Origin of the sequence: Neisseria bacilliformis (assembly GCF_014055025.1) — a bacterium.
Classification (GTDB): domain Bacteria; phylum Pseudomonadota; class Gammaproteobacteria; order Burkholderiales; family Neisseriaceae; genus Neisseria; species Neisseria bacilliformis.
This window is the reverse complement of the sequence record NZ_CP059571.1, coordinates 2,160,959-2,172,367: the sequence shown is the minus strand read 5'-3', so window position 1 is coordinate 2,172,367 and position 11,409 is coordinate 2,160,959. Positions and strand designations below refer to the sequence as shown.

Here is an 11,409-nt window from a genome sequence, read left to right as displayed (position 1 = left end):
CGGCAGACTTTTGTCTTTCATTTAAGGAAAAAATAATATGGTAGTTATCCGTTTGGCCCGAGGCGGCTCGAAAAAACGTCCCTTTTACAGCGTCGTCGTAACCGACAGCCGCAACCGCCGCGACGGCCGCTTCATCGAGCGCGTCGGCTTCTACAACCCCGTCGCCAACGAAAAACAGGAACGCGTCCGCCTGAACGCCGAACGCCTGAACCACTGGGTCGGCCAGGGCGCGCAGGTCAGCGATGCCGTTACCAAACTGATCAAAGAACAGCAGGCCGCCGCTTAATCCATGGCGCAGGAAACGCAATGGGTGGCCATGGGCTACATCAAAGGCGCGTTCGGCATCAAAGGCTGGGTGAAAGTCGCCGTCGACACCGAATACGCCGACAGCCTTTTGGACTATCCCGAATGGCGTTTGAGCAGAAACGGTAAAGCCGTTTCTGTCGTTTTGGAGGCCGGCAAAACCGCCGCCGACGGCCTGCACGTCAAATTCCAAGGCATCGGCGACCGCGACGCCGCGCAGCTGCTGCGCGGTTATACCGTCGAAATCAACCGCGCCGACTTTGAAGAAACCGAAGAAGGCGAATACTACTGGGCGGATCTGGTCGGCATGACCGTCATCACGCCCGCCGGCGAAACCCTCGGCACGGTCAGCGGCCTGATGGAAACCGGCGCGCACGACATACTGGTCGTGCGGCATGAAGGCGGGGAAACCCTGATTCCGTTCGTGGCGCAGTTTGTCGGCGAAGTCAACCGCGAAACCCGCACCATCACCGCCGACTGGGCCGCCGACTACTGATGAAAATCCAAGCCGTTACCCTGTTTCCCGAAATGTTCGCCGCCATCACAGGCTGCGGCGTAACCGGACGGGCTTTCAAACAGGGCATATGGCGGTTTGAAACAATCAACCCGCGCCGCTTCGCCGACAACAAGCTCGGCTACATCGACGACCGCCCCTTCGGCGGCGGGCCGGGCATGATTATGATGGCGCCGCCGCTCGAAGCCGCCATCCGCGCCGCGCAGGCGCAAACCGAAAGCGGGCGGGGCAGGGTGGTGTACCTCAGCCCGCAGGGGCAGCCGATGAGCCACGCCAAAGCGGCCGAGCTGGCCAAACTGCCCGACCTTATTTTGCTGTGCGGCCGTTACGAAGGCATAGACGAACGCCTGCTGCAAAGCAGCGTGGACGAGGAAATCGCCATCGGCGACTTTGTCGTCTCCGGCGGCGAACTGCCCGCAATGATGCTGATGGACGCAGTGCTGCGCCTCGTTCCGGGCGTATTGGGCGACATGCGTTCGGCCGAGCAGGACTCGTTTTCAGACGGCCTCTTGGACTGCCCGCACTACACACGCCCGACAGAATTTCAGGGCATGGCTGTTCCGGCGGTTTTACGCTCGGGCAACCACGGCCTGATAGCCGAGTGGCGGTTGGAACAATCGCTGCGACGCACTTTGGCGCGCCGGCCGGATTTGCTGGCACGGCGCAGTTTGATCCCACAGGAAGCCCGCCTCTTGCGCAAAATTGAAGAAGAGCAACGGGCAATCCCATTAGACTTAGGAAATAAACAATGAACCTGATCCAGCAACTCGAACAGGAAGAAATCGCCCGCTTGGGCAAACAAATCCCCGAATTCGCACCGGGCGACACCGTTGTCGTGCACGTGCGCGTGGTCGAAGGCACCCGCAGCCGCTTGCAGGCTTACGAAGGCGTGGTTATCGCCCGCCGCAACCGCGGTCTGAACAGTAACTTCATCGTGCGCAAAATTTCCAGCGGCGAAGGCGTGGAGCGTACCTTCCAGCTCTACTCGCCCACCGTTGAAAAAATCGAAGTCAAACGCCGTGGCGACGTGCGCCGCGCCAAGCTGTACTACCTGCGCGGCCTCACCGGCAAAGCCGCCCGCATCAAAGAAAAACTGCCCACCCGCAAAGCGCAGGGCTGATACGCCAAGACCGAACCTGCCGCCTCTGCGGCAGGTTTTTTTGCACCATGCGGCGGCTGGATGGGAATAGGCCGTCTGAAAACCGGTAAAAGCGTTTTCAGACGGCCTTTCCGTTACAAATCCTCCCTAAACCGCCGTTTCCGCCACACGGCAGCGCAGCAGGCAAGCAAAAGCCAGCGTTTCCGGCTGCATTGCTTTACAATGCGCCCTTTCTTCACAAACACTTAACGGACACCATGACCCTGCAAATCGGCATCGACCTGGGTACCACTAACAGCCTCGTCGCCCAGTTTCTTGACGGCGAAACCCGCCTGATTCCCAACCGCCTCGGCCACTTCCTCACCCCATCCGTCGTCAGTGCCGACGACGCGGGCAACATCCTGGTCGGCCTTGCCGCCCGCGAGCGGCTGCGCACCGCGCCGCAGTCCACCGCCTCAGCCTTCAAACGCTTTATGGGCACCGACAAAACCTTCCGTATCGGCGGCAAAACCTTCCGCGCCGAAGAATTGTCCGCGCTGGTTTTGAAACAGCTCAAAGAGGACGCCGAAGCCTTTTTGGGCGAAACCGTTACCGACGCGGTGATTACCGTGCCCGCCTATTTCAACGCCATCCAACGGCAGGCCACGCGCAACGCCGCGCAGATGGCCGGGCTGAACGCGCTGCGTCTGTTGAACGAGCCCACCGCCGCCGGTCTGGCCTACGGCTTGCAGGAACGTCCCGACGATACCCGTTTTCTGATTTACGACCTCGGCGGCGGCACGTTTGACGTGTCCGTGCTCGACTATTTCGACGGCGTGGTGCAGGTGTCCGCCAGCGCGGGCGACAACCATTTGGGCGGCGAAGACTTCGTGCAGGTGCTGCGCCACTGCTTTTTGCGCCAGTGCAAGGATCTGAACGACGACGAGCGCGCCAGACTCGCCGACAGCAGCGAATTGTGGCAGGCACTGGAAACTGCCAAACGCAAACTCGGCGAAGAAATGCAGGCCGAAATCGCCGTCAACGTCGGCGGCCGCATGGTTGCCGCCACCGTTACCCGCCACGAGTTCCACGAAGCCGCCAAGCCGCTGATGGCGCGTCTGCGCCGCCCGCTCGAACGCGCCCTGCGCGACGCCAAGCTGCGCCCCGACCAGATCGACAGCATCATCCTCGTCGGCGGTGCGACCCGTATGCCATTGATTCGCCAGAGCATCGCCCAACTGTTCCGCCGCATCGCCAATGTTTCCGTCAACCCCGACGAAGCCATCGCGCGCGGCGCGGCGGTTCAGGCCGCCCTGATTGCTCGCGACCAAAGCGTGGACGAAGTGGTGCTCACCGACGTGATGCCCTTCTCGCTGGGCGTGAACAGCAGTATCACGGCGGATGACGGCGAGCTGATCGTCGGCCGCTTTTCGCCGATTATCGAGCGCAACATGCCCGTGCCCGTTTCCCGCGTCGAACGCTACGTTACCGTGCGCGACAACCAGGACGCGCTGGAATTTGAAGTGTTCCAGGGCGAATCCGCCATCGCCCGCGAAAACCTGCTGCTGGGCACGATGAAAATCAAAATCCCGCCGCGCCCCGCCGGCGAAGTGCATGCAGACGTGCGTTTCAGCTACGACATCAACGGCCTGCTCGACGTGGACATCACCAACGACGAGTTCGACATCCGCGCCAACCAGACCTTCCGCCACAACAGCGCGAATTTGAGCGAAGCCGAAATCCAAGCCTCGCTGGCCAAACTCGCCGCCCTTAAAGTGCACCCGCGCGAGCAGCAGGAAAACGTTTATCTTTTGGAAAAAGCCAAACGGCTTTACGAGGAATACCTCGGCGACCAACGCCAAACCATCAGCCACGCCCTCGCCCAATTCGAGCGCGTGCTGGAAGGCCAGGATCCCACCGCCATCCGCAGGGCGCAAAAAGAATTCGGCGAGTTTCTCGAACACTACGACGGCGGCTGGCTGTTGTAGAGGGTGTTGTCCCGCACGCCGAAAGGCCGTCTGAAAAGGTGTTTTGATGCTTTTCAGACGGCCTCTTGCCTATCGTTTAGCGGCTTTCGTCCAGTAAAACCGTCGGCGGCTGCGATTTGCGCAGTTCTTCCACTTCGTCCAGCAGCCGCATAATCAGGCCCAGCGCGGGGATGCCGGCTTCAAAATCGCGGCTGAGGCGTTGGGCGCGGCGGATGCGGGCGAGTTGGAAGCCGCTGAACAGGGTGTGTTCGGGTGCGCCGTCGATGCTGATGATGTCTTCTTCGATCAGTTGCAGCAGCCAGTCGCGGCGGCAGCGGCTGGCGGCGATGATTTCTTCAAAGGTGAGGGTGATGTCGGTGTGCTGCGTCATGGGGTATCCTTTCGTATCGTGCCTTATGCGGTTTTGGCGGCGAAGTGTTCGGCAAGCCGCGCCCATGCGGCGCGGTCGGCTTCGCTCTCGGCGGGCGGAACGCTGATGCGGATGTTGAGATACAGATCGCCCGCTTCTTTAGCGGGGATGCCTTTGCCTTTGAGGCGGATGCTTTTGCCGTTTTGGCTGTTGGCGGGCAGGTTCACCTGCAAACGGCCTGCGGCGGTGGGGACGATGATTTTGCCGCCGAGCACGGCTTCCCACGGCTTCACGTCTATGGTCTGGTACACGTCTTTTTTGTTTTTAACATATAAATCGGGGCGGTCGTGAAACTTGATTTTCAAGTACAAATCGCCGTTCGCGCCGCCGTTGTAGCCCGGCAGCCCCTGCCCGCCGAGACGGATTTGCTGGCCTTCGCTGATGCCTTTGGGGATTTTGACGTTCAGGGTTTTGGCCTGATAGGCGGCGCGGCCGTATTCGTCGATGGTGGGCACGTTCAGCGTCAGCGTGCGCTCCGCGCCGACGTAGGCGGCGTAAATATCGACGGCCAGCTCGGCGTGCTGGTCTTCGCCTTTTTGCGGGCCGGTTTGGCGCGGCGGCTCCTGATAATGACTGCGGCCGAAGTGTGAAAACAGGTCTTCAAAATTGAAATCGCCCGCGCCGAAAGGCTCGCCGCCACTGCGGTATTCGTAATGGAAGCCGCCGCCGTCCTGCGCGCCGCCGAAGCCTTGTCCGAACGGGCTGCCGCCCGCGCTGCGGCCGTAGGGGTTGGCCAGCATTTCGTCGTATTCGGCGCGTTTGTCCTTGTCGGACAGGGTTTCGTAGGCGCGGTTGATTTCGGCGGTGCGCTCGGCGGCGTCGGGCTCTTTGCTGACGTCGGGATGGTATTTGCGCACCAGTTTGCGGTAGGCTTTTTTAATGGTGTCGGCGTCGGCGGTTTTTTCCACGCCGAGTATGTCGTAATAGGTTTTTTCTGCCATGTTTTTTATCGCTGCAAAAGTTGTCCAATGTGCGCCATTGTTGGGGCAGGCGCGGCGAATTCAACCGCAGAGGCCGTCTGAACACCTTTTCAGACGGCCTGTATGAGAAAAATGGCGCGGCGGTTTGCCTAAAACGCCTGTTTTCTTTACAATGACCGACGCATTTTGCTGTTTTTTAACGACAACCGGAGGGGAACCATGAACAAAACGTCTTTGGGCATTCTGATTGGCGCGGCTGTGCTGCTGGCGGCATGCGGCGGCGGGGGCGGCGACGGCCCCAATGTTTCGCTGAACGAAAACGGCGGCAGCCAAAACCAGAACGGCGGCAGCAACAGCGGCAACAACGGCAGCCAGATGCAAAATCCCATCGCGGGCAACTACTACACCGCCAAAATCGGCGGCAGCGTCGAAGCCAACAAGGCCACGCCGGCCACCAATGCCGTCAACGTGCTGAAAATCGGTAATCAGGAAATCCCCTTGGATTTTGGCGGCGGCATCAGCGCGGGAACATTTTATGTCTTAAACGGCAACACGACGATAAACGGCAAACAGGGGTTTGCCGGCGCGGTGAGCGGTGATCATGTGCGCAGCATGAAATACGGCGTGATTGAAAACGGCAGCGGAGGCAAAACCGTGTTCGCGCAGGGCGAGCTGACGCAGAATATGCCCGCAAGCGGCACGGCCAAGTTTTCCGGCTATCATGTTTACACCGACGCATCCGGCGCAATCGTAACCGCCGCCGACAACGGCAAAAGCGCGAATTTCGATGTCGATTTTGGCAAGAAAACGCTGACCGGCAAGCTGGCTTCGGCGGCCAATACGTTTAATGTGTCCGCCAACATCAACGGCAACAGCTTCAAAGGCACGTCGTCCGACAAAACCGTGGTGCAGGGCAATTTCTTCGGCAGTGGTGCGGCCGAGATGGGCGGCACCTTCCGCAACGACGCGAAGAAAATCACCGGCGCGTTCGGTGCGGCAAAGCAGTAAACGTTTGACGTATAAGGTAAAGAGGCCGTCTGAAAGGTTTTAACTTCGTTGAAGCTGCGCTTTCAGACGACCTCTGTGTTTGTAGGGGCTGTTGACAATCAGCCTTGCGGCGGTATTTTTGGCAAAAAACACCCGACTACCGCGTCAAAAATGCTCACAAGGTGTCCAACCTTGCTGCGTTTTTTTCCTTGCAGTGGCGCAGCCGCGCACCGGTCTTGTGGTGCGGACGTTCCGAAACCGTGTGCGCCGCAGGACGATGCTCCCTGCATCGGCGGCGCAAATCCGGTGCAGGCAGGCTTGCCGTATGTTTGAGGCCGTCTGAAAACCTGTAAAACGGGTTTTCAGACGGCCTTTTTGCGCTGCGGATGCTGCCTTATTCTTCGGCGGGCGCGTCAATCAGGGCTTTGATCGATAGGCGCACGCGGCCTCGGTCGTCCACTTCCAAAGCCTTCACTTTCACGACTTGGCCGACTTTGAGGTAGTCGTTCACGTCTTTCACGCGCTCGTGGGCGATTTGGCTGATGTGCACCAGGCCGCCTTTGCCGGGCAGGACATCGACAATCGCGCCGACGTTGTTGTCGAGGATTTTGACTACGGTGCCGTCGTACACTTTGCCCACTTCCACTTCGGCGGTAATTTCTTCGATGCGTTTGCGGGCGGCTTCCACGGCATCCGCGCTGACGGCGGCGATGGTGATGGTGCCGTCGTCTTCGATGTTGATTTCGGTGCCGGTTTCGGCAGTGAGGGCGCGGATGGTTTCGCCGCCTTTGCCGATCACGTCGCGGATTTTGTCCTGATTAATCTTCATGGTGAACAGACGCGGGGCGTGTTGCGACAGTTCCTGCGGGCCTTGCACCGCTTCTTTCATCTGGCCGAGGATGTGCAGGCGGGCTTCTTTGGCCTGTGCCAGCGCGATCTGCATGATTTCTTTGGTGATGCCCTGGATTTTGATGTCCATTTGCAGGGCGGTTACGCCGTCGGTGGTGCCGGCCACTTTGAAATCCATGTCGCCAAGGTGGTCTTCGTCGCCCAGAATGTCGGTGAGCACGGCGAATTTGTTGCCTTCCAAAATCAGGCCCATGGCAATGCCAGCCACGTGGGCTTTCAGCGGCACGCCGGCGGAGAGCAGGCTCAGGCAGCCGCCGCAGACGGAGGCCATCGAAGACGAGCCGTTGGACTCGGTGATTTCGGACACCACGCGCATGGTGTAGCTGAAATCTTCCGGCTCGGGCAGCACGGCCAGCAGGGCGCGTTTGGCGAGGCGGCCGTGGCCGATTTCGCGGCGTTTGGGCGCGCCCATGCGGCCGCATTCGCCGGTGGAGTAGGGCGGGAAGTTGTAGTGCAGCATGAAGCGGTCGGTGTATTCGCCGGAGAGGGCGTCGATAATCTGCTCGTCGCGCTGGGTGCCGAGGGTGGTCACGGCGAGGGCTTGGGTTTCGCCGCGTGTGAACAGGGCGGAGCCGTGGGTGCGCGGCAGCACGTTGGTTTGGATGTTGATGGGGCGCACGGTGCGGGTGTCGCGGCCGTCGATGCGCGGCTGGCCGTCGAGGATTTGGCTGCGCACCACGTCGGCTTCCAAGTGTTTGAAGATACCTTTGATTTCGTTGGCGGCGAGGGTGTCGGTGTCCTCGGTAATCAGGGCAGCCTGAACGGCGGCCCAGGCTTCGGCGATTTTCGCGCCGCGCGCCTGTTTGGAGCGGATTTTGAAGGCTTCGGCGATGGTGTCGCCGGCGATTTCTTTCACTTTGGCAATCAGTTCGGCGTTCGGCTCGGGGGCTTTCCAGTCCCACACTTCGGGGTTGACTTCGTCGGCCAGCTCGTTGATGGCGCGGATAACGGCCTGCATCTGTTCATGGCCGTACACCACCGCGCCGAGCATCACGTCTTCGGGCAGGATTTGCGCTTCGGATTCCACCATTAAGACAGCCTGTTCGGTACCGGCCACCACCAAATCAAGCTGCGATTTTTCGAGCTGGGTTTTGGTCGGGTTCAGCACATAGCCGCCGTCCACATAACCCACGCGCGCCGCGCCGATGGGGCCGGCAAAGGGTACGCCGCTCAACACCAGCGCGGCGGAAGCCCCAATCATGGCGGGGATGTCGGAATCGATTTCGGGATCGACAGATACCACCATCGCAACGATTTGGATGTCGTGGTAGAAGCCTTCGGGGAACAGCGGGCGGATGGGGCGGTCGATCAGGCGGCTGGTGAGGATTTCCTTCTCGCTCTGTTTGCCTTCGCGTTTGAAGAAGCCGCCGGGGATTTTGCCTGCGGCGTAGGTGCGTTCGAGATAATCGACGGTGAGCGGGAAGAAGTCCTGTCCGGCTTTGACTTCTTTGTTGGCGGTAACGGCCACCAGCACTACGGTGTCGCCCATAGCCACTTTCACCGCGCCTGCGGCCTGGCGGGCGATTTCGCCGGTTTCGAGGGTTACGGTTTGGCTGCCGTATTGGAAGGTTTTGACGTGCTTGTCAAACATTTGGGATTCCTTAATGTTGGGATTGCGCCAGTCTAAAACGCTAACGGTGCGTGCTGGGGTTTGTTGGTTGCCAACAGACCCTGAGGCCAACAGGCACGGTTAGGGTTTCAGGCTGCGCATCGGGTTGGAAAAAAGGCTGCGGCGGCCGCCGAAGCCCAGGATATGTTTTACGTTTTCAGACGGCCTAATGTTATGAACAGGCCGTCTGAAAGCGGCGGATTATGCCATAAAAAGGCAGCTTTGCGGCGGCACGCAGGCAGAGAGGCCGTCTGAAAAGCGGTTTCAATTTCGTTGAAGCTGCGCTTTCAGACGGCCTCTTGATATTTGGCGGTTAGCTTGGTTTGCAGACCCAAAACCGGTGGGTTGCACGGATGTCGGGTCTCACTCCAAGCTCCCTTTTGAACCTTTATGCGTGGGAAACCGCGTGCGTCGCCTCGGGGCGATACACCCTACGTAAGCGGCGGGGTGGCTGTTTGTTTTGGCGGGGGGTGTTTGAAAGGTATGAGGCCGTCTGAAAAGCGGTTTTAACTTCGTTGAACTGCGCTTTCAGACGGCCTCTGCCCGCCGCGCTTATTCTTTCGCGTCGTCGGTTTTGCAAGGCTGTTTCGGGAAAACAAAGCGCATCCGCAGGCCGTTGGGGGCGATGTTTTCGGCAAAGATGCGGCCGCCGTGCTGCTCGACGATGTGTTTGGCCAAGGCCAGGCCGAGGCCGGTGCCGGGTTTGCTGCCGCTGCTGTCGGCTCGGTAGAAGGCGGTGAAGATGTGCGGAAGCTGGTTTTCCGCCACGCCCGGGCCGTTGTCGGTGATGTCGACCAGCCAGTTTTTCGCGTCCTGCCGCATTTCCACGCGGATGCTGCTGCCTTCTGGGCTGTAATTCATCGCGTTGCGGATGACGTTGTCGAAGGCGCGGTAGAGGTAGCTTTCGTTGGCGGGCATTTCGGCGTTTTCGGGCATTTTTTCCAGGGTCAGCTCGATGGTTTGGTGGTTTTTCTCGGCAACGGCCTGGCTGTCGTCCACCAGATTGCGCATGAAGGGGATGAGTTTGAGCGGCTCTTTTTCGATTTTGACGTTGGCGGTTTCGAGGCGGGAGAGGGTGAGCAGCTCGCCCACCAGCGTGTCCATGCGCACCAGCTCGTTTTCCAGTTTTTGCAGGTATTGTTCCTGCTTTTGCGGCTGCGACTGGATAAGGCCGACGATGGCCTGCATCCGCGCCAGCGGGGAGCGCATTTCGTGGGAAACGTGGTGCAGCAGGTGGCGTTCTTTGGCGACGAGCTGTTGCAGTTTGTCGGCCATTTTGTCGAATTGGGCGGCAAGCTGGGAGAGTTCGTCGTCGCGGTTGTCCATCTGCTGCGCGATGCGGGTTTCAAAATCGCCTTCGGCCAGCCGGTTCATGCCGCGCCCGAGGATGCGGATGGGGCGGGTGATGTTGCTGGCGAGGATGTAGGCCAGGGTGAGGCCGACCAGGAAGATGAAGCCCAAAATGATGATTTCGTGCCAGGTTTGTTCCAACGGCAGGCCGGGGATGAACAGCGGGCTGGGGCGACGTTGGATTTCGGTGTTGTCCCAGTTGCGGATGAAGAACAGGTATTCTTCGCCCCAGCGGCCGTATTCGAGGTGGACGCTTTTGCTTTCGGGGTTTTCCAGCGCAAAGGCGCGGGCTTTTTCGATGCGTTTGGGATCGACTTTGCGCCCGAGCAGATCGGCCTGGTCGTCGCCGCTGATGATGAAGATTTTTTCCGGCCCCTGCGCTTCGTGCCAGCCTTCGAGCATTTCGCGCGCGCCCGCCTCGCCCCGGACGCGGAAGGCGGCCACGGCGTTGGAGAGCAGGATTTCGTCGATTGCCCGCTGCTGGTTGAAATGGGTTTCGGCCTGCGTCTGCTGCACCAGCCAGAAAGAAAAACTCGCCACGAATATGGCGCAGATGATGACGGCGCAAAACGTGGCGAAAATCCGTTGAAAGAGCTTCATTTAAGCGTCTGCTTTCAAATGGTTTGGGTGGTTTGGAAAATCAGTTTTTCACAAACAGGTAGCCCAGCCCGCGCACGGTCTGGATCAGCGAGGGGTCGCCGAGCTTGTGGCGGATGCTGGAAATGTGCACGTCGATGCTGCGGTCGAACTTGGCCAGCTTGCGGTCGAGGGCTTCGATGGAGAGGGTTTCTTTGCTGACGACCTGTCCGGCGTGGCGCATCAGCACTTCCAAAAGGTTGAACTCAGTGCTGGTGAGTTCCAGCGGCGCGTCGCCGACGGTGGCCTGGCGTTTGGAGGGGTGCAGGGTAACGTTGCTGACGGAAATGCTGTTGGAAATGTTGTTTTGGTCGTGCGTGTGCTGGGCGCGGCGCAGGATGGCGTTGATGCGCGCCAGAAGTTCGCGCGGCGTGCTGGGCTTGGGCACATAGTCGTCCGCGCCCATTTCCAGGCCGATGATGCGGTCGATGTCGTCGCCTTTGGCGGTGAGCATGATGATGGGGATGCTGCTTTGCGTGCGCACGGTTTTCAAAACGTCCAAGCCGTTCATTTTCGGCATCATGGAATCCAGCACCACCACGTCGTACTGCCCCGACAGGATTTCGTGCACCCCGGCCTCGCCGTCGGGCACGCTGCGCACTTCCAAGCCCTCGGCGGTCAGGTATTCGGTCAGAAGCTCGGTCAGTACGGCATCGTCATCTACTAATAATACGCGGCTCATGTTTCTCAATCCTATATGGTTAAA

At 59.8% G+C, this 11,409-nt stretch carries 11 protein-coding genes; 6 read left to right on the top strand and 5 right to left on the bottom strand.

The features are described from left to right. The first annotated feature begins 37 nt into the window (after positions 1–37). The 5 genes from rpsP (at position 38) to H3L91_RS10535 (ending at position 3,883) form a co-directional block, all read left to right on the top strand. Positions 38–286: a 30S ribosomal protein S16 gene (gene rpsP, locus H3L91_RS10555; RefSeq protein ID WP_007343855.1), complete on the top strand. Its 249-nt coding sequence runs from the start codon at positions 38–40 to the stop codon at positions 284–286. Between the two features lie 3 nt (positions 287–289). Then, positions 290–799, top strand: a complete 510-nt coding sequence (rimM, locus tag H3L91_RS10550) for a ribosome maturation factor RimM (protein WP_007343854.1) — start codon at positions 290–292, stop codon at positions 797–799. Beyond that, the gene (trmD, locus tag H3L91_RS10545) at positions 799–1,569 is read left to right on the top strand and encodes a tRNA (guanosine(37)-N1)-methyltransferase TrmD (RefSeq protein WP_007343853.1); all 771 of its coding nucleotides are present in this window, start codon (positions 799–801) and stop codon (positions 1,567–1,569) included. The genes rimM and trmD overlap by 1 nt, the downstream gene beginning before the upstream one ends. After that, a complete protein-coding gene (rplS, locus tag H3L91_RS10540) occupies positions 1,566–1,937 on the top strand; it encodes a 50S ribosomal protein L19 (protein ID WP_007343852.1) in 372 nt (123 codons plus the stop codon). Before trmD ends, rplS begins: the two co-directional genes overlap by 4 nt. A 236-nt stretch (positions 1,938–2,173) precedes the next feature. Next, a complete protein-coding gene (locus H3L91_RS10535; RefSeq protein ID WP_007343850.1) occupies positions 2,174–3,883 on the top strand; it encodes a molecular chaperone HscC in 1,710 nt (569 codons plus the stop codon). 76 nt (positions 3,884–3,959) lie between these two features. Here the strand turns inward: H3L91_RS10535 and H3L91_RS10530 are convergent, their stop codons facing one another. Both H3L91_RS10530 and H3L91_RS10525 read right to left on the bottom strand, forming a co-directional pair. Then, entirely contained in the window at positions 3,960–4,253 is a 294-nt protein-coding gene (locus H3L91_RS10530) for a chaperone modulator CbpM (protein ID WP_007343849.1), read from the bottom strand. A gap of 23 nt (positions 4,254–4,276) precedes the next feature. After that, a complete protein-coding gene (locus tag H3L91_RS10525; protein ID WP_007343848.1) occupies positions 4,277–5,233 on the bottom strand; it encodes a DnaJ C-terminal domain-containing protein in 957 nt (318 codons plus the stop codon). A gap of 198 nt (positions 5,234–5,431) precedes the next feature. Here H3L91_RS10525 and H3L91_RS10520 point away from each other — a divergent pair, with 198 nt between their 5' ends. Next, complete coding sequence (locus tag H3L91_RS10520) at positions 5,432–6,220, top strand: transferrin-binding protein-like solute binding protein (RefSeq protein ID WP_007343846.1); 789 nt, start codon at positions 5,432–5,434, stop codon at positions 6,218–6,220. A gap of 373 nt (positions 6,221–6,593) precedes the next feature. Here H3L91_RS10520 and pnp read toward each other — a convergent pair whose 3' ends face one another. From pnp to H3L91_RS10505, 3 genes are all read right to left on the bottom strand, one after another. After that, on the bottom strand, positions 6,594–8,699 hold the full coding sequence (gene pnp, locus H3L91_RS10515) for a polyribonucleotide nucleotidyltransferase (RefSeq protein WP_007343844.1): 2,106 nt from the start codon (positions 8,697–8,699) through the stop codon (positions 6,594–6,596). A gap of 570 nt (positions 8,700–9,269) precedes the next feature. Further along, a complete protein-coding gene (locus H3L91_RS10510) occupies positions 9,270–10,667 on the bottom strand; it encodes a HAMP domain-containing sensor histidine kinase (RefSeq protein WP_007343842.1) in 1,398 nt (465 codons plus the stop codon). Positions 10,668–10,707: 40 nt separating this feature from the next. Continuing rightward, entirely contained in the window at positions 10,708–11,385 is a 678-nt protein-coding gene (locus tag H3L91_RS10505) for a response regulator transcription factor (RefSeq protein ID WP_007343841.1), read from the bottom strand. Positions 11,386–11,409 lie beyond the last annotated feature (24 nt).